We start from the raw sequence: 20,613 nt of genomic DNA, 5'->3' as shown, positions 1-20,613 counted from the left end.
TGAATTTGTATAAATATTATTAAAAGGAATTGAGTACTAATATTTATTGAAATATTAATACTCAACTCCTTTTATTTTAAGTTTCTTCTGGAGAGTATTTATCAAATGCTTTACCTTGTGCTAATGATATATTTGTCATAACTTTAAGATTCAATTCTTTAGCCGCATCTAGAGATGACATCCATTTACCTTGCACTTGTTGAGTTTTATCAACTTCTGCGTTATTCATCGCTTTATTTAATGGTAATTGAATAAATTTAAGATGATGATCTTTCCCTGCCACAGCTTCTATTTAGCAATAATAACCCTAACATATATTGACAAAATGTAATTAGTATGTTACATTTTGTATGTAAACAACAGGTTACATTTTGTAAGGAGGTAATGCCTTGGTAAAGAATCGAATTAAGGTTTTGAGAGCAGAACGTGATTGGACGCAAGCTGATTTAGCTGGAAAGGTTGGCATTTCCCGTCAAGCGGTTATATCAATTGAGAAATATAAATATACGCCCTCATTAGAATTAGCTTTTAAAATTGCAGAAGTATTCAATGTTCCAATAACTAAAGTTTTTGAACACAAGGAGGGTTAAACCAATGAACGAAAAAACTATTCTTTCAATTTTTCTTATTTCAGGTACTGCTATTACTCTTTTTCTTTATATATGGAAAGCTAAGAAGGAAATTGTTTATAGAAGAGATGAGCGTTGGCAATTAATTCAGAACAAAGCAAATAATGCAGCCAATTATTCAAATTACATATTGATCTTATTATTGGCTCTCGGAGAAGCGATAACACTATTTCAGGATATCCAGATAACCTTTACCTTGGATAGAGCTTTAACTTACGGCGTAATATTCATAGGTCTACGAAATGCTATCGAATTATTTGCATTAAGATATTTCGACAAGCAAATGTAAGGAAGCAATTCCTTTATAGTAGACAGTTCCATCATTCAACTGCCTACTATAAAAGAAGCATATCAGTTTCCATCTATTTGTTTTCTGCTACTTGTTGTAATAATAATCGTTCCCCGTATACGATTTTTACAATTAGCTCTACAGCTTGTTTCCTAAGTTCGTAACATCTGCTTCTACTCATATGCATACTATCTGCAACAATCTCCATAGGGCATTTATGTACATAGTTCTGATTGATTATTATATAATATTTTTCATTTATTCCTTTAATCAATTCCAAACAATCATCTATGATACCTATGTCATAACTCAACTGTTTTATTTCCTGCTCTATATCACGAAGAGCCCTTTTATATTCTTCCTCAATCTTCTCTTTATAATTATCAGCAGTTGCTTCTACATGATTTAATGTAGCAACCTCCTCACCCTTTTCAATAACAAAACGTGTCACCTTACCTGAATATCCCCCTTGAAGCATCTTAGAACGTATGTATTCATTTTCCCCTTCACTTGTTAATCGTTGTATTTGATTCCTTAAAAATGCCACCCTTACCTTATTGTACTCATAATTTTTGAGTAAATCCTCGATTAATTTAACATACTTCAAATTACAACCTCCCTAAATATTGTTTTTAAGCTGTAAAAACTAATGCTTCATTAGCCCTCTTAGTAGTGTACACGTCAAGTAATTCGTTATTTAATTAACAGTTTAATTTTGCAATGTATATAATTTATTTCGAATATACATTATTTTCTTAATAATACCACTTATTCTTATTGCATTATTCTCATATTTGTCCTTTTTTTGTCCAATAATTGTAAATAATTGTCTACCAAGATAAGACAAGCATTATATTTCACACTCTTATTTAATAATTAGCTTATAGCCAATTTGTAATAGAACTATAATTCTTCTCACTAAAGCTGTCATAATTCTATTTTAATCTATAATTATAACAATAAGATAACAATTTATTTAATTGAATGCTATTAAATGTTAACAATTTAACTAAACAAAAGACACATCCCTCCTATTTCATATGCTTAAGAACTAAATCCTTCCTATAAGAAAATAAAAGAAGCTTAGCCTCATAATAGTTTATAGAGAAATAGAGAATAGAGTTTTATACTATAAATAAAAAAAAGCACTATTCGTAAAATAATTACAAATAGTGCCTTAAAATTATAGATCTAACATTCTGCACAATATAGCAAATAATTCACCACGAGTTATTGGATCATCCAATCGTTCTTCATGAATCACCATTCCTCTGTCAATAAGTTGCTGATAATATGTCTTAGCCCAATGTTCTTTTTCGATATTTTTCTTTTCCTCGAATATAGAAAAACATCCACGGACAAATTGTTCCCATCTTCCTTCCTTAAGGAGTACGGCTGGACAGTATTTGCCTGTCCAATCCTGATGTTTTTTAATTTCACCAATAGATGTTTTTGCCATTAGGTAAGCGATAAGCTGTTGTGCATTCTTTTCTGCTGCTGCCATATCAATATCTTCATGCATGCATATCTCAATTCCTATGCTTGTTTCATTACCTTTTCTACTTCCAGCATGCCATCCCATCTCATTTATAGGTAAATGCTGAATGATATTGGTATCATCGACTGTATAATGCCAAGATACTTTGTCATTAGTAGATTTTATATACGATGCATGCATAGTAGCATCTGCACCTTTACGAACATTTCCAGTATTATGTACAGTGATACTACTAGGTGTTATAGCAACTCCTGGTCTGTTCTGTCTATTTTTTGGTATGAAATCTTCAATTATGTTCATTGTATCACCTCCATGTTAAGTTCTATGATCTTTTTTTGTCAATATCTCTTTTGTAGGTAATCTGTTTCAAGATTTCATTGCCGAATACTGATACCGATGCGCATAGAATACCTTGCATGATACCGATAAAAACAATAACTAAACTCCATGTATTCTCTATCACCAGTCCCATATACAATACACACATGATGATAGAACTGATGAGCAGTACGAATGGTATAACCCAATCTTTGATATGTGGAATATTCTTAAGGAATAAACCTAGGCAATAACATACCACGACAACTATCAATAATTCAGGACGAATGACTTGCAATACTTGTTCCATACTCATATATATCTCCTCCTATTCTATCAATCCGCTAAGCGAAAAGAGGCATAGCCTCTTTTGTTTTTTCTACCACAGATACATGACTATAGCATAAAGAAACGATTGAAAAAATATGTAACGATAAGGGTTATCATAGTACATAACACTGCTACTTTAATCTTGTTTTGAACGTCTCTAGCATCATTCAATGGCTTGGTTTTTAATTTTACCAGTTCATCCCTTATCTCTACTATAGCTCTAGCTTGTTCATCAATTTTCTTATTCTGATATTTGTTATGCTCTTCCAGAAGCTTGAGGTTACTGCTTATATCATGTAATATCTTCTGTTCCTTCACAATAGAATCCAGCTGCCTCCAGTTGGATTTTAGATCCTGTTCAAGTCGTATGACTTTTTCTGTATTTTCCTTGCACAATGTTTCCAAAGCATCACCTTCTCTTTGGTTACTATGATAATGAAATCTTACTTCTTGAGATTGCTTTTCCTGCGTTTATGTATCTTGGATTTCTTATCACTATCAGAACTGCTGGCATCGCTGACATCACTAGCTGAATTGCCACTATCTTTTTTATCAGCAGCATCATCTGACTCTTTACTCTTATCATCATCAGCATTCATTATAGGAACTCTTGATTGTTGTCGTCTCTTGGTTTCATTTTCACGTATTTTTTTTATTTTCTTATCTATTGCTTCTCTTTCGCTTTTCATGACAACCAAACGATCATTAATCTCTTTTACTTCTTTTTCAACAGTAGTTATCTGCTCTTGCAATTTTTTGACAGCCTTATCAGATTCTTCTTTAGGCCATATATCAGCTGCTTGATTCATTTTTACTGCTAAAGAAGCTTTTTCCATTGCTAAGATGAACAATCTATCTTCTTTATCAAGTTCTTCACATTTATTTCTTATATGGCTTTCAAGTATATCTTCAACTTCTTTATTGGCACCAAATAAATCTCTGAATCTCTTGATTTTGCCGTATACCATTGCATCTGTGATATCTTTTTCTACTACAGTGCTGTTTACGTCGATCTCTTCTCCAACATCACCAATATCTTCATCTAAACTGAGAACCTGATCACCAACGGAATAAGGAGCTTCTGCTGGGGCACTTTTCTTATCATCTTTATACTTTTTATCCAACTGCTTCAATTCGTTTCTGAACATTTCTTTATTTGAAGAAATTAATTTGGTTACTCCTCTATCTTTATTATTGAGTATATAGCGTTTTAGAATATTACGTCTTGTTTCAGTATCTGTTTCAGTTGTCTCTATATTTTCTACATAATTAATGATATCAAGGAATTCTGGTTTATCTGTATCATAACCATTCATTTTCAATGAATCCTGCAGTGCTTTTTTCATAGCTTCTTTACTTAAATCAGAATCAGCATCGTTGACCAGAATATCTGTTGCATCATTTATGATTTTTGACCTGGCAAAGCCATGGCTTGAACTGAATGGACCCTGTTGAGAGAACGAAAATCCCGGTGCCCAATTTTTCATTCCAAGAGGTGCATGGTCATACATTTCTATACCAGCTTTTTTGAACCTTTTATCTACTTCTTTGACAATCTTATCTATTATTTCCTTATTGCCAGTAGTTAAATATATAATTGCACTATCAGTTCTTACTCCCTGATGATTAGGTCCTAAAACTTTGAAGGAACTGATATATGATGCTTCAGGAGATCTTTTTATATCCTCCATATACGTAGCTAATAATTCAAAAGCCTCTTTGGCTTTCTTAGGGTCAAAACTCAGTGTGGTTCTTGCACTTCCCTCTCCAATTTTTTTACTTCTTCTATCCGTTACAAAGTAAGCAAATTCTGTTTTCCCACTACTAAAAGCTCTCTTAATTGTTGATTTTGAACTTTGACCAAACATTCTAAGACCCTTGAATCTGGACTCTACTGCTATCATTTGATTCTTGAAAGCTTCTTTCTCGCTGTCTGTCAATGTCTTTGGTTCATCATACTCAGGTACATTCACCTTGTATAGATCATATATGTCCTTGATCTTACGATAATAATCATACTTACCGTATGCGTCTTCTGTAGTAAATTTACCATCTACCACTTCCATCCACTGCTCTAACCAACTTAATAAACTATCAAATACTTCGTTTGGCATAATTTCACTCTCCTTTTTTATATGAAACAAAAATAAGAGAAAAAACTTGGTGGTTTTCTCTCTTATGGGTAATTATTATACGGAAGCTTTATATCCTACAATAAGTCCTACATTCTTAACATTGTGCTTATCTCCTTTTAGGGTAAAGCTCCACTGTGAACCTCTACTGCTGATACTTAAGCCGCTTGTCTCCACATATTTACCACTTTCCAGGTTATATGTTTTTCCACTATCAAGTATCATTCCTAACTTGCCTTCTTCATAAAGGTCACCTGCCATGTATATACCGTCAATCTTGCTTCCTGCCATATTAGGCAGCATATCTCTAGTGATTGTCACATCCAGCTCATCATCATTCTGTAGGAAATCAGTCCAGCTGTCACCAAATGTTTCTGCCATATTTATGAAATGCAGAGCACTATATGGCTTAAGCATACCTCTAACAGCATCCCCAAAACTCTGTCCGCCTTGTTTTGCTGTATACTTAAGGTTGATAATAACATTCTTCAAGTCCTTAGGATCATATGAACCCTTTTTACCATTAAGTTCTAGTCGCCATCTTGAAACTGCACCAGTACCTTCAAATGGTAGATAACGTTCGTCATCATAACGAAGCTCGAATAATCCGTTATTCTCTTCATACTCGCCTCTTGGTGATAATACAATCTGCTGATTGGATCTCCAATCTGAGCGAATAGAAGTAGGCTGAACATCTTTAGGGTCTATCATGTACTTGACTGCTTTTACATCAGGTTCAATTATAGTCTTATGGCTTAACTGTGTTAATGTAGCATTAACAGGTGCTTTACCTTCTCCCATATCAAATACAACTGATATGGTTTTTACTTGTCTACCATAATGTCCTTGGAAATCATAATCAAATAGAGCTTCTGTCAAATTGAACTCACAAACTCCTTTTTCCTTAAGGTCAACTAATGCAAATGGGTCAAGTTCTACTAAAGATATAGGTTTAGCTATTTCTAGGTCACGACTGTTACCCTCTATATATGCCTGTTCCATTCTATCTAGATCATAGCCTAAACTATCTCCTGCCAACAGACCTTTTCTTAAGCTGTCCCAGTACATAGATGAGATATAATTCACTTCACTTTCCTTCATTCCACGCTCGTATTGGAATGCTTTCTGAGCGGATTTGGCCATTTTATGTGCAAGCTTGTAAGTCTTGAAATATAGTGTAGACAATTTGCCTGCCATCCAGTTGTATAACTCTTTATTAGTGAATTTGTTCTTCATGAATGTATTAACTGAGTCGTTTTGTCTGATTTCTTCTTCTAATATATCAATCTCTGTCTGTGCTATACGTTCTGATAATTGAGAACCTTTTATCTGATGCTGTAATTGTATCTTTTCACTCTTAGCCATCTTAAGCTGTAATCGCCAATCTTCTTTCATACGTTCCAGATTAGCTTTCATACCTACAATCTCGCCAAGCATATTGATGCTTTCACCTGCAGATTCTGTAGCTTCTGAGAAATTCTCCAGCAATCCATCTTGATTGACTTCCGCATAAGTGAACGTTCCTATTATAGCCTTAGGAATGAGTGATATACCCATATTCACGAATTTGGCGATAGAAGCTGTTGTCATGAATGCAGCACCAATAGACATAAGACTCATCTGAGCTATCTCTGATGGTATGAATCCTGTATTCAAAAGATCATTATAATGTTTTATAGTATCCTCAGCATTCTTTAGGCTCTCTTCTAATGATTTTGTGTTTTCTATAGCCTCTTGCAACTGGTCTTCTTTAATCTTGCGGGTCATAGTCAAGATAGTATTCTCCTGCTTTTGCTGTAGGAGACTAAGTTCTTCGGAATCCTTTTTCTCAAGGGTAGCTAATAGGTCATTACCAAATTGGCTTACCTTAGATGCCAATTCTCCAGCCTTGCTTATCATGAAGTCAAAACGGTAGTGTGGAGTACTTCCGTCACTTACAGCCACTGCCTGTGATAGACTCATTCCACCTGCTACAGCCTGTACAAGAGCCATAGGATCAATAGGTGGCTGGAATAATGGTAACGGTTGATTGATACCCATGATGTTCATGCAATGTCTTATCTTATACAATCTGTCCTCAACAGTATTCCAATAACTGATAAAATTCCAGTTCTCAGGTATGAAGAAATAAGGATTGACTAAACTATCATTAACTGTACCACCAGAGAATAAGTGTAATAATGTATCTCGACTAAGATTGTTCTTGTTCTCAAGGTCCAGCAAGAATTCGTATCTATCCTCATTATTGGTAGCTTCTTTTGTTAATGTCTCATAATCCACATCATCAGTTAATACTCTCTCCCCTAAGGCTTCTGGTTTTTCACCAAGTAAATCGTAGGCTAGAATATACAGCATACGTGCTTCATTGATAGATTCTCTTGTGTATTGTCCAAAGAGCAGATCTCCCCAGTCGATAATATTGTCAATATAGTTCATAACCAACGCCTTTTCATAAGCAATGATACGTAGAGCAGCTATGGCATGAGGGTCGAATGGGTCTTCTAGATATTTCTTGATCTGAGTCTGGTCGTCATCATCTTCTATTCCATATAAATCATCTTCAGATGCCTTTAGGAATGGCAGGAACTTCCACCAAACTGCCTCTTTTGGGTCAAATATGAATTCATACCATTTTTGTGCTTCTTCAAACATCTGAGCCGTATTTAATATCTGAGCCAAGAAGAATGGTACATGGAAGAATATCTCCCAATAATAACTACTATTGGCACTATCGAAATCAAGGGTTTCTGACATAGGATATATCTTAATCCTATCTTTGTTAATCTTAATAGTTGTAGTATTGCTTATGTTGGCATCAAACTTAGGTAATTCACCTATTTGCTGAGTACTTAGGTCTAAGAAAGAATCCAAACCTTCTGTAAATAGCTTAGTGCTTAACTTATAAGAAGTACTTGATGTAAGCCTAATGATGTCATAAGGTACATCTTCCACTTCATAAGGTCTGATATCACTATTTATGTCATACTTAACATAAGCATTATCTTTGAATAGATACAAATAGCTGCCTGTATTGACACCTGCATCAATACCGTTCAGGAATTCACTTGGTATGTTCAATAAACTTCCTGCCATATTCTTATAACCAAGGTAATCCATATTCGTAATCTTTCCGTTGTCTATTGTTAACTTCTTATAATAATTCTTATATAAAACGTAGCTCTTAGAATCCAGTGTAAATGAAGCATGTATAGGTATTAGGCTGATAGGTTGTGGATATCCTGTATCCATGTATTGTCCCAATTTACCGCCATTCAATGTATAACGGATATATAGTTCGTCACTGAACATATATAGATATTTATTATCTACTACAGTGGCTGATTCTACACTACTCATATCACAGAATCTACTAAGAGCAATAGTTTGTGTAGTTCCCCATCTGATATCTGATAAAGGTGCATCATTAAGTTGCATGATCTCATCACCTTTAATCAGATATAGATCATTGTTGTATCTGAAGCTGGCATCAATATCTACTGGTATATTATCCTGGTCAACAATAAGAAGTCCATGTGAATCCCATCTATTGGTATTCAGATTGAATTCACAGAAGTAGAATCTACAATCATCATTATCGTTTCGTTTATATACCATTATACCACTATCCGATAAGGAGAGAGCCCCTATCAATGTAGATACCTTCAGATGTTCAACGAACTCATATGTCAATAGATCTTCTGCTCTCAAACGACTATTGACAGGTATTACTTCGTTTCCATCAATAACATAGAGAATACCATCTTTCATGAAAGCTGAATCAATGTTGATCTCATTCAAATTCACATAGAATTGCTGATCACCAAGCACAGATTTTATATCTGTTTCCAAGAATTCAATACTCTTAGGATAATTAACTGGTGTCTGGCTGAACTCACCATTCTCGAAACGTAGATAATTATCGTTTCTAATAATGTATGTATAATTATTGATAGTGAACGCAGCTTTTACTTTCAATTCATTAGGGTCTATATGTCCCCATCTTTCATAATTCAAGCCTCTAGTATAATTATCAAGTATGTTCCCTTCTTCATCCATGAACTCTCCATCAAAAGCGAAGTAGCTCTCACCTACTATAAGATAGGTAGTACCACCTACTTGGAAAGATGCATCAATATGTGTCACATCTTCACCTAGAACCGAATAATCTATAGTCTTAGGCCATTCGTTATCATCCAGATTATGCATTGATGGCTTGCATAAGAAACTGCCGCCCTTATGGTCAAAAGCGAACCAAGGTGCTTTTCCTATGTTGAAAGCAACAGCATTTTCATTAGCGATATTTTCCTCGAATAAGGTCTTGAATACTGATTGTCCCATATTATCATAAGCTGGATTGTTGTTGCTTACTACCGTATACAGTTCTGGTGTCAATAGGAAGGTCTTGTTCTTTCGTTCATAACCTGTATCAAATGATTTGAAAATATTGTAATTGAGCAAGTCCTTGTCAAGAAGACTATAACTGCAGTTGATTACAATATTGTCATGAGTGTCTGAATCCAATTTGTTGGATTCTTGTACAAAAAGTTCTACACCTACAGGACTCTTGACCTCAGTTTTTGATTTAGTAACTAGATCTGTTATCTTAATCTCTTGATCTAAGGTCTGTGGTATTACCCACTTACCATTCAAGTTGAGATATGAGAAATTAATCTTGATTACCTTATCGTTTTTCTGGGTTTTCTCGAAACTGTATGTTCCACCATCTCCACTTTTGGCTGTTGCGTTCTGACTCTCTTTTTCTTTGTTGTCAAATTCTACTTGTGGCCAGAATACAAATGTTTTACCAAAGGCATATACTGGGTATACCTTTTGTGAATCAATCTGAAGCTCCGTATCAATCCATGAATCCCATTCAACAGTCTCTGTGTCACCATCAATAAATGTAGCAGTACGATAATAATATTTGGTTGGCTCTGTTTTAGTACGTCCAAAGATTATAATTCTATCATCGTTATTGGTTTCGTCGTTATAGCGATATCCACCTGCAACAGTTAATCTGGATACGTCATCATAGGAATCCAAATAATTCTTATAAGCCTGTTCAACCAATGTGTCTGTCAGTTCTCCTTGCATGACTTCATCTTCAAGAGTCTTGAACTGTTCTGTCTTAGTGTCTCTAAGCTCAGGGCGAATATAATTCTCAGGATACAGGAATACTTTACGGTTAGCTTCCCAAACACGATAATTCTTCATCCAGTCCCAATAGGATTTCAGCTTATCTTTCACTATATCCATATCTTCAAAATTCTCTAGAGCCGGTTTTTCCAAGTCCATGAAGTATCTATGGAAGTATAATTGCATACAAGCCAAAGCTTCTTTTATTCTGGATGTTCTAGCACAGCTATCCATATCCACATCAATCAACAGCTTCTCATACAATTCTCTGCTATTGCTTACATCACTTTCTATATATGTGAGATAAGGTACCAATGCATCTCGTTTCATGATATTCTCTTCATCTTGAATCTGTTCTTTCAGTATCTCCCAATCCTTCTGGCTGTTCATTAATCCTAATTGTTTGTACAGATATTCTGCTGCCTCACCTAGATCTTTATTGTCTCCATAGATATATGACCATACGTATCTATAGAGCTTGGATGGTGTAGTATCTATATCTTCTGTAACCTTGAAGATGGATAGCATCTTCATAAGGATTTCTATATTGAAATTAACTTCATAAGGCGATCCACTATATAAGAAAGCATGCTTTTTCTTAAGCCATTTTATTTCTTCTGCATCCCACCCAAATATATTGCTCAACACTTCATAAGATTCTTCTATAATATGTTTCTGTGGATGTAAAAAATCTGTAAGGGTATAATTATCTCCTATATACATATGGTCCATGTATTTATAATCAGTGATGATCTTAACATCACCCAATAGATAATCCGAATATTCTCCCCATCTGTTAGTTATTACTTGAGGATATATAAGATCCATCTTTTTATAATTAGGGTCTGAATAACGTATGTAATCTTGTCCTCTCAGCATATAAGTCCTATTATCGAATATGAATGCTGAATCAATGGATTTTTCGAAGTCAGTTGGCATGTTACCCCAGTTGTTGCAAATATCTCTAGGATATCCCTCATCCACATAGTCATTATCCAAGTGACTGTAGCGAATATACTGATCATCCTTGAAAACGAATAGTTTGCCCTCACCATCTAAGAAAGCAGCATCTATTTCAACCATATCATCCAGATGTTCATCAGGGTTGAATGTATTCTTGATTTTACCCCATGTTGCGGCTATATCTGTTATCTGATTGTCACAATAATACTTGTCATCCTTGAAGAGATATAATTTCTCATCTTTGTATAGGGCTGCATCCAAATCGTAAGTAAATGTTCCTTGGAATTTCGCTGGGTCTATACCTAAATCCTCGTCAACTATGGCTGCAATTGATTTTGGATAGCCTTCATCTACGTATTCATATGTTTTTTGTGAATAACGGATATATTGATCCCCACAGAAGATGAATGTTCTATTTTCATCTCCAAAAGCAGCATCTATTTTTTCCTCTTCCAACAGATTATTTCTAATTCTTCCTAAGTGACCTATTGGCATCTCCCTGATTTCTCCTTGTGCCAATGCTATACACTTATCATCTATGAAGATGTAAATAGTGCCTCTATTAGTTATTATCGCTTTTACAATGACTTCTTTATTATAATCCTCATCTACCTTACCTATCTTATGGTCCAGATTCTCAAAACCTCTTTCAAAACGTAAGTTTTCATAGATTTTCTTAGGATAACCGAAGTCAACATATCTATAATCGCTTGATGAATAACGCACATATTGGTCCCCGCAGAACAGATAAGTAACACCATGTGAATCTACAAAAGAAGAATCTATCCTGTTGAGTTCAACTATGTTATTATCTACCTTACCAAATACCTTGTTAAGGTTTTCTACATAAGTATCAGTCCTTCTGTTCTCACCTTCAACAGGGTCTATGTTGATATTGACAAAAGTTCCATCCACCAATTTGGCATATTTGTCTTCATCGAAGAAATATATAGCATCAGCTATACCTTTGAACATAGTAGTAATCTTCTCTAGAGGTATGTTCTTCCACATCTTGTTTATGTCTTTTGGATAAGACCATATGCCTTTTATATAATTATACTGTAGCTGTTTATCCCCATGAATCAAGTAGATGTTGTCACCTTCTACATATACTGCATCTATTTCATTGAAGCCTTCTATAACAAACTGAATGGGTATGTTCCACCATTGATCATCAACAGTTTTAGGGAACCCAACATCAGGTTTACTATAATCCTTACCAGAATATTGAACGTATCTGAAGCTTCCTTGTTCATCCGGCTTTTCCAATAGGAAAGTTTTATCCTCTATAACATAAGCGATATTGACATTCCTTAGTCCGAAATCTTCTTCTATGAGTTTTGGTACTTCATCAATATAACCATATTCTTTGGATAAATCATGATTATACATAACATATTGATTGCCACTGAATAGATAGGTATTGTCATCGACACCTAATAGTCCTGCATCTATATGATCATTCTTGATGATATTATTATCCACATATCCCCACTCTTCAGCTATGCTGTACTCTTGCTTGGATAAGAAGTTGTAACATGTATGATACATATTGTCTTCTTCTATATTGCCTGTATTATCTTCTGATTCTTCATCATCAAATTCATAGAACGCATAAGTATTACCATCTGTTCCCTCAAGAATGGAAGATATTCTCCTATTATCTTCTGCAAGCTTACCGTCACCATCTTCATCAAGTGGTCTAAGCAATGGTGGTAAAATATCGGTTAACGTTATACCAGTAGAGCATTCCAAGTCATTACAACGTTTGTAGTTGCCATCTTTTTCAGTACGCATATAGATGTTGCCATCATGAGTGAATGCACATGCAGGTATTTCATAATCCATAAGTGTATATGTCTTATCCATAACCTGTGATTCTGATTCTACCAATATGGTGCATGTACCATCTTTGAAGAAGTACATATTCCTGCCATTAGCCATAGCACTATCTATTCCCTTAGAGAAATCTATATCCAGATTCTCGAATCCAGGTTCTTTAGATAATTCATCAGCTATGTTCTTAGGATAACCTTCATCTACATATCTGTTCATGTCAAAAGGTAAAGTATATCTACAATATTGATTACCTGAGAATACGTAAATAACCTCTTTGAGTTGATCATCTGCAATTGTTCTTACTGTCATGGAAGCATCCACTAAACCTGTATCTGCAATATTATTTTTCACATTACCCCAATAATCCATTATTCTGCTAGGTACATTACTATCTGTCCTAGAATAATCATTAGTCTTGTAACTTGTATAATATTTACTGGCGAAGATATATACTTTTCCATCTTTACCTGTAAATGCTGCATCAATTTGTTCAAATGGCATATCTCCCCAAGTATCTGACATCAAGGTTGGTTCTGACCACCATCTGTGTTGATTATCAAAATATATATAACTGTTGCCAGAGAATAAATAAGTTCTTCCTTGTTGATCTGTAAAAATAGCATCAATGGTTGCAAAAGGTCTATCTAATATATCAGTTTTCGTTAAAGCGAAAGGCAGATTCCACCAGTTATCATCTAGATCTTTAGGATAGTCTTCATCCACTACGGTATAATCATTAGTAGAATATCTGACATACTTCATGGACTCATCTTCTGTCATACCACATAAATAGGTTTTTCCATCTAGTACAAATGCAGCTGTTACCTCTAATAATGAATCCCAATCAGATGATATGAATCTTGGATAACCAGAATCAACTACCTTATAATCTTCTCCTGAATAACGATAATACTGATCTCCACTAAACACATATGCCTTACCATCCAATCCTACGAATGCTGCATCTACTTTACTGTTCTCGACTATGTTATTCTTGACAATACCCCATTGTTTATATGTGTCTTCTTCGCTACCTGATACATGGAATACTGAACCATCAAAGGTTATATTAATGGATTTACCATCTGCCAATAGGGAAACTCCATCATTTGTATTGATAGCGGCATCTATTCTCTTTTTGAAATTGTAAGGTAATTCTGGCATCCATGTATCAATAGTAAGTGGATAACCTTCTTCTACATAGACTCCATCATTTTCTATATTATTTCTATAGCATATAACTTGGTCACCAGCAAACAGATAGTATCTGTCATCCATAGTGAAAGCAGCATCGATATGTCTCATTTTCTGGAAATTATTTTTCACATGACCAAATCTGTCTATAATCATTTTTGGATGTACGTAGTCATCCGAAGATACATACACATCATCCTTGAATAAATATCCTTTATGGTCTATTCCCACCATTGAAGCATCTATGGACTTATGGAAAAACGGATGGATTTCCTTACCGAACTCTTCCTTCCAATTCTTATTGATATCTTTTGGATAGCCTTCATCAATATATTGAATCTCGTCATTGATATTCCCATCTAATAGATATCTGATATATTGGCCTTTTGAAAATAAGTAAGTCCTTCCTTCTTCATCTACGTAAGCTCCATCAATCTTGTCTATATCAGAAAAGTTGTTTTCTACTTTCCCCCATTGTCTCTCTTTCATTTCCCATAGATCAGAACTTGTAGTTTTACAATAGTAGTCAGTTCCTGATATTATGTGAATCGTATCTGATGAGTCTACAAAAGCAGCATCTACACAGAATGGGCTCATACCTTGCTCGCTATACTCATAATAGAATCTGTCTATATCTGTCAAACCTTGATATAGCTCATCTTCTTCGTCCGCTTCCTCTATAACCCTAACTGTAGTAGCCATATCTCTGACATAGGTATAATCATCAGCAGAATATGCGTAATAATTATCTTCAGTGAAGAGATATATCATAGAACCTACGCCTTCTAGGATGACATCAAATGTGTCAATACCTTCTGGCAAAATCAAATGCTCTGGAAATTTCTCTGTTAATTGCTGGTCATGAAAAGCTACTTCTATCTGATCTGTCGTAAGTCCTAATTTCGCTATCAATATAGCAATCTGCTTAGCTCTACGATAGAGGTTGTTGAATCTCGTGCTCTTAGGTTCTATCATAAGTCTATCATTTACATTAACAGCTTCTATCACAGGACCCATGAATTGTTCCATCAAGCTGTTATTAGTTCCAATGATATTATTCATGACAACACTAATCTCATTGGCTCCAATACCATATACATCTTGTAAAGCAGTAAGTAATATATCTTCCTGCATTATTGCCTGACCTATAAGAATCTGACTGATATCGTCAATTTCCTGTTTGATTTCCTTAGCTATGTCATGTAATAAGAAGAAGATATCCTTGTTGTAATCATCGAATCTTTCTATCTTGAATACAAGTGCATTATTCACATTCAAGAAATAATCTATCTCTTCCCTATTGAGTTTATAATCATAGGTATACTCACAGGCTTCCAACGTTTCCAAGAGATCTTCTTGTTCCATCTCGTCTAATCCTAGCTCTTCTAAATCAGCAGGTTTCACTCTGAATCTATCAATTACATCTATCATTCTACTCATATGATTGAAGACTATTTCTTCATCAATATTAGTGAAATAATCACCAAGATCAAATGATTCAATGTTGGAACTCTGACTGAAGAAATCATATCCTTCTAAGGTAATCTTTCCATTTGTCAAATATGTTCCTTCTAAGTTCTTGTATATGTCTGATGCAACGATATAACCTGCTACTCCTCTAAGCATAGTATCATCCACATTATAAAAATAATCTTTTACTTCTATGATATTATTTTTAATAGCATCAAGTATTTCAAAACGATAAGGATAATAAGCGATAGCTAAGCTGAAATCATCAATTGATGTATTAAGTATCTTTTCTTTATCTTGAATAATGTGCTCTTCATCTATATACTCGTTGAACAGTAGATTAGTCATAAGTTTTTCTATATCCAGTTCGCTTATAGGTAAATGCTCGAAGATACTTCTATCCAGAACAATATCCTTATCTGTAAACTTCTGCATATTGTCTCTGATGACCTGATATACTTCTTTTGCATAGTCTGCTATATCAGCATTAACCATGAACAATGACTTGTTCTGTGTAAATCCAAAGAACTCAGGGTCAATTACATTGTTGTCCTCATCTATATAGTTATTGAATAATAGATTATCATATAATTCCTGTTGCTTACCTTCTGAAAGGTTCAAGTCTTCAAAATCAGATGGATACAATGACATCAATACATCTTCACTAGATTCTTCTTGACTTAAGGCCTCTTCATAGATATTAGATATGATATCAAAAACATTATCTTTCATTACACTAAAATCAGTAGTGATCTGAAAATGCTCTACATTCTCTGGGAAAGTATTTTCGTTGATATCACCTTTCGTATTGATGTAACCTCTATAAACCAGATTGTTTAGAAGTTTTCTGAGTATCTTCTCTTCTAGTCCAGTATTAGTGAAATCCTCTATATCAAAATGATCCAAATGATTGACAGCTTCATATACAACTTCAGAAACTCTCTCCATATCTTTTTCTTTACTGCAAAGAAGAAGACCTGTGTTCTTGTCAGAAACAACTTTACTGTTGCGCCCTACAATATAACGGTAAACAGCCCTTGAAGTTCTATCATCACGTTCATCAGTTGTTAATGCTTTTGGGTCAAATAGTAAGATTTTGAATTGGTTATAAAGATTGTTCAAGAAATCAATCTTAGCTTTTTTCTCTTCTTTCAGAGCTTTCATCTCATCTGATTCTTCGTCATCTTCCAATTCATCCTCTTCAATAACTTGGTAACGCAGTGTTATCTGGCGTAATTCTTCACCAGTGAAATCGTTCTCCTGCATCCATTTGGTAATGGATACGATAAGTTGCATTAGCCAAATATTATTAGTCACATCATTACTTGAGAAGATTGTGTAACAGTCCCTTGTACTAGGATTATAAGCGATTAATCTATCGAATACATTATGAACTCTTATAATAGGATCATCAGTGATGACATCCAATATATAGCATAATTCTTTTACTGATATATCCAGGAATTCAGTCACAGTAGCTACCCTATAGAGAAGGGTCAAATTAGTCAATAGCATATCCTCTGTTGCTTTTAAGCTTTCCATTCCCAATTTATCAGTAAAAGTTGTTATGAATGTTGACACATCTTCATCTGTTATCTTAAGAGCTTTACACAATCTTGCTCTAAAATCTATATTATCATCGCTCATGAGATCATCTTCATCAACTGGAACGATTCTAGCATATTCACTATTCTCGTACTCAGGATGAAGAGTATCTGTCACTTGGATGTAATTTTTATCAATGGCAGTGATATCACCATTATATATTCTATTGAATAAATCTGTAGGCTGTTCTTCATTACCTGTTCCTAGAGTATTCATAGATACAAATAGTCCACATACCATATCAATTGGCAGTTCATACTCTTCATGTAATTTCAGAATATATGCCATATGTAAAATGGCTTCCTGATCAAGTATATTGTTGCAGCAGGTTCTGAGAATCATATCTAAGTCCACGAATGAAACTTGTGTCTTCTTAGCTAGGTAAATAAAAAGATATGCTCGTTTCAACCACGTCTGCATATCCTCACTACTTGTAAATCCTATAATATTCTCTTGTTCCTCATCTAATGCTGCATACCCTGATAAGCCATTATTCAAGTAAAAACTTCCTGCATATCCTGACTCATTGTCACTAAGATTTCCATATATTAAGTCCAGTAACTCTTTAAATGTAATCTTAGTCTTCCTCATGAATCTCTTCACATCAGAAAGTAATGTATTAACATCTTCTTTTGTAAGATTATCTATATTGTCACCTTGTAAGTCATCTGTTTCTTCGATATCTTCCCCAGTAATACCATAGAGAGGTATTAATCCAGTTGTATTATTGCAGATATGGTTATAAGCTTCTTCCGATAATCCTAGATAATCTCTCGCTATTATATTATTGCTATTATTACGTAATTCCTCATTACTGTCTATAGAGAAGAGTTTATATAATTGTTCTTGCGTAATTTCCATATGTGCTAAATAGTTTTTTATCTTCTCATGTTCCAGATTGAATGGTAGATTAATAGGATGCTTAGCTCCTTTTAATACTTCATAAATATCTCCTTCTACTCTTCCTTCCAATATTTCATTGACGATATCCAGATAAGGAATCATAGTGAAAGTATTTTCTTCGTCTAGAAGTATATGAAGAATATCTTCTCTTCTCAGATTCCATAAACTGCTATCGGCATCTTCATCGAATTCGTCTTCATATAATTGTAGCAGATCAGCTAAATAAGCTGCTGGTGATAGGACGGATCTGGCATCATCGCCTTCTCTGAAATCTATCTCACCAAAAATTTTTTCATAACTTGAAAAATCAGTATTGTTATCTTGACTCATTTCCTAACACTCCTCTCTTATTATATTTGTTGGCGAAATCTAGTAGCCTTGATATGAGGTTCTTGGTTCTGCTTCAATCTCATATATTTAACAGCTATTTGACTTCTTACCATTTGGGCATTCTGATACATGGTATTCGCTTCTTCCAAATCATTGAAGAGATGCCCGTACTCTTTTAAAAAGTGTTTTTTGGGTATGGATGCAATCTGCACTGCTGAATGCAGATTCTTGTTAAGTAGATTCTTAATGATTGTAACTTCATTCTGACTTTCAGGTAATATTTTCAGTAATCGTTGCCAAGCTTTCAATAGGTTCATAAGCTCGTCTTTATGCTTCTTTAATCTGTCAAAGCATAAGGTTGAAACCTCTTTTTCATCTAACAGGTTCATACTTCTTAAGCAAATATCAGGATTCTTAGTGAAAAACTGATCTAGATGCTTAAATTTCTCTTTTGTAAAATCCATTAATTTCACCTCTTTCATTTAAGACAATCGCATAATTACTTTCCGCCTATTTCTATAGCACAACATGCCTAATTGGCTCTACCATTCTAAGATACATATTGTTGTATAGAATTACATTAGGAATTATGCAATTATCTCTTTTAGTTAAATACAATATTGAGTAACATGAAAAAGCTCCTGTAAGGGTTACTTCCTCACAAGAGCTTTTTTGGTATTGTATTACATCTTATATATTACATTATTTTTGTCTTATTTGGTTCCTTAGTATTTCTTGGGATTGTGTGGGGTGATTCTGGGGGTCATCCTGTAGGTGTCCGTTTTTTGTATAGATTAAGTGCATATTAAGGATTTGCCCTCAAATTGAAGTTAGGAAGTTGAGTAACTATTACATTTCTTCAAACATTTTTTGTGCATATACTTTAATGTCAACAGGTGTCAGCATATCATATTTTTCTTTTACAGCTATGAAATAACTTCCAATCAATTTTTTATCAATTATTCGATTGGAAGGAACATCTACAGATAAATCCCCACGTGTCTCAATCCAAGGGCTTTCTGAATGTGTAAACCTCTCAAGAACCTTTCCGCTATAACAGCATAAATTTTTTATAACACTGTCTAATATAGCTTTTTCTAACACAGAAAATACTGACACATCAAAATCCTCTGTTTTCTTAATAGGGTCAAAATGATACCCTGAATATCGATTGTAAATCTCTCTATATACAGGTCCATGCACCCAAGCTTCGCAATCATTTGAAAATAAAAATGTTTTATAAAATGCATAGTAAAATCCCTGAATATAGTACAATGCTTTTTGCAAAGCCAAAGGAGTAACATCTTCACATTGGTTAAGTAAATAACTAATTGCTACATCTATTTTTGGCTTACTCACACTATTGATTCCTAAAATACTTTTTATTTTTCTTTTACTTTTTTCATAGGTTGTGGTAGTCTTTAGGTTGTTTTTATTTTGTTCAAGTATTTCATTATAATAATTAGGATCATCATAGATTTGTTGTAAAATATCTGAATACTGTTTACTAGGTATATCGCCATCACAATATCTAGAAAAAGTCTGTTCTCCCCATCCCAATAGCAAAGATAATGGTCTTTTTCCTATTGAGTATTTTTCAGATATTTCTAACACTTTATCCAGAGCAATAATACCATTTCTTTTTCTATATACATCATAAAGTGCTTTTAGATTATAATCATTTATCTCAGCGACGTAAACTTCTTTTCCGCATTCTGTACATCTAGCAACTTTTCCCATATATTCATATGACTCACCCTTTAAAGTTCCATTCATTTTTTCTTCCGTAATAGTATAAGTTACATCATTTCTACATTCTTCACAAAAAACCAGATTATCTTTCATGACTGTTCCTCCTCGTATTATATAGTAGTAGTGTTTATAGTCCCTCTCCAAGGACTGTATGCTATACTATTGGAGATACTGTGGATTGGTTTCATCCTCCTACCACTTGATGGTTCCAGAAAGGCTCCAACC

General features: G+C 34.2%; 11 protein-coding genes. 2 read left to right on the top strand and 9 right to left on the bottom strand.

All coding sequences use genetic code 11. The annotated features are described in order from the left end of the window. Nucleotides 1-76 precede the first annotated feature (76 nt). Nucleotides 77-283, bottom strand: coding sequence for a hypothetical protein (locus tag QMG30_RS10630; protein ID WP_281815200.1), 207 nt, complete (start codon nt 281-283; stop codon nt 77-79). 106 nt (nt 284-389) lie between these two features. Between QMG30_RS10630 and QMG30_RS10625 the strand changes: the two genes are divergently transcribed. Next, nucleotides 390-590 (top strand): helix-turn-helix transcriptional regulator, encoded by a 201-nt coding sequence (locus tag QMG30_RS10625; RefSeq protein ID WP_281815198.1) that lies wholly within the window; start codon nt 390-392, stop codon nt 588-590. A gap of 4 nt (nt 591-594) precedes the next feature. Beyond that, nucleotides 595-918, top strand: a complete 324-nt coding sequence (locus QMG30_RS10620) for a hypothetical protein (RefSeq protein WP_281815197.1) — start codon at nt 595-597, stop codon at nt 916-918. A 73-nt stretch (nt 919-991) separates the two neighbouring features. Here QMG30_RS10620 and QMG30_RS10615 read toward each other — a convergent pair whose 3' ends face one another. The 8 genes from QMG30_RS10615 to QMG30_RS10580 form a co-directional block, all read right to left on the bottom strand. Continuing rightward, the gene (locus QMG30_RS10615) at nt 992-1,525 is read right to left on the bottom strand and encodes a hypothetical protein (RefSeq protein WP_281815196.1); all 534 of its coding nucleotides are present in this window, start codon (nt 1,523-1,525) and stop codon (nt 992-994) included. A 576-nt stretch (nt 1,526-2,101) separates the two neighbouring features. After that, nucleotides 2,102-2,716, bottom strand: coding sequence for a peptidoglycan recognition protein family protein (locus tag QMG30_RS10610; RefSeq protein WP_281815195.1), 615 nt, complete (start codon nt 2,714-2,716; stop codon nt 2,102-2,104). A 22-nt stretch (nt 2,717-2,738) separates the two neighbouring features. Continuing rightward, a complete protein-coding gene (locus tag QMG30_RS10605) occupies nt 2,739-3,050 on the bottom strand; it encodes a phage holin family protein (RefSeq protein ID WP_281815194.1) in 312 nt (103 codons plus the stop codon). An 80-nt stretch (nt 3,051-3,130) separates the two neighbouring features. Next, nucleotides 3,131-3,469, bottom strand: a complete 339-nt coding sequence (locus tag QMG30_RS10600; RefSeq protein WP_281815192.1) for a hypothetical protein — start codon at nt 3,467-3,469, stop codon at nt 3,131-3,133. Between the two features lie 38 nt (nt 3,470-3,507). Then, nucleotides 3,508-5,178: a T3SS effector HopA1 family protein gene (locus QMG30_RS10595; RefSeq protein WP_281815191.1), complete on the bottom strand. Its 1,671-nt coding sequence runs from the start codon at nt 5,176-5,178 to the stop codon at nt 3,508-3,510. Between the two features lie 75 nt (nt 5,179-5,253). Beyond that, a complete protein-coding gene (locus QMG30_RS10590) occupies nt 5,254-18,636 on the bottom strand; it encodes a Tc toxin subunit A-related protein (protein WP_281815190.1) in 13,383 nt (4,460 codons plus the stop codon). A 20-nt stretch (nt 18,637-18,656) separates the two neighbouring features. After that, the gene (locus tag QMG30_RS10585; protein WP_281815188.1) at nt 18,657-19,100 is read right to left on the bottom strand and encodes a hypothetical protein; all 444 of its coding nucleotides are present in this window, start codon (nt 19,098-19,100) and stop codon (nt 18,657-18,659) included. A 385-nt stretch (nt 19,101-19,485) separates the two neighbouring features. Continuing rightward, a complete protein-coding gene (locus QMG30_RS10580; RefSeq protein WP_281815187.1) occupies nt 19,486-20,481 on the bottom strand; it encodes a type II TA system antitoxin MqsA family protein in 996 nt (331 codons plus the stop codon). Nucleotides 20,482-20,613: the final 132 nt, after the last annotated feature.

Source organism: Vallitalea longa (assembly GCF_027923465.1).
GTDB classification, from domain to species: domain Bacteria; phylum Bacillota; class Clostridia; order Lachnospirales; family Vallitaleaceae; genus Vallitalea; species Vallitalea longa.
The sequence above is the reverse complement of the archived record's forward strand: the minus strand, read 5'-3'. Positions and strand labels throughout refer to the sequence as shown.

Bases quoted from the DNA above. Each gene is read 5' to 3' on its own strand.
- QMG30_RS10610 (WP_281815195.1), bottom strand. From the start codon at position 2,716: ATGAACATAATTGAAGATTTCATACCAAAAAATAGACAGAACAGACCA.
- QMG30_RS10620 (WP_281815197.1), top strand. From the start codon at position 595: ATGAACGAAAAAACTATTCTTTCAATTTTTCTTATTTCAGGTACTGCT.
- QMG30_RS10585 (WP_281815188.1), bottom strand. From the start codon at position 19,100: ATGGATTTTACAAAAGAGAAATTTAAGCATCTAGATCAGTTTTTCACT.
- QMG30_RS10595 (WP_281815191.1), bottom strand. From the start codon at position 5,178: ATGCCAAACGAAGTATTTGATAGTTTATTAAGTTGGTTAGAGCAGTGG.
- QMG30_RS10605 (WP_281815194.1), bottom strand. From the start codon at position 3,050: ATGAGTATGGAACAAGTATTGCAAGTCATTCGTCCTGAATTATTGATA.
- QMG30_RS10590 (WP_281815190.1), bottom strand. From the start codon at position 18,636: ATGAGTCAAGATAACAATACTGATTTTTCAAGTTATGAAAAAATTTTT.
- QMG30_RS10580 (WP_281815187.1), bottom strand. From the start codon at position 20,481: ATGAAAGATAATCTGGTTTTTTGTGAAGAATGTAGAAATGATGTAACT.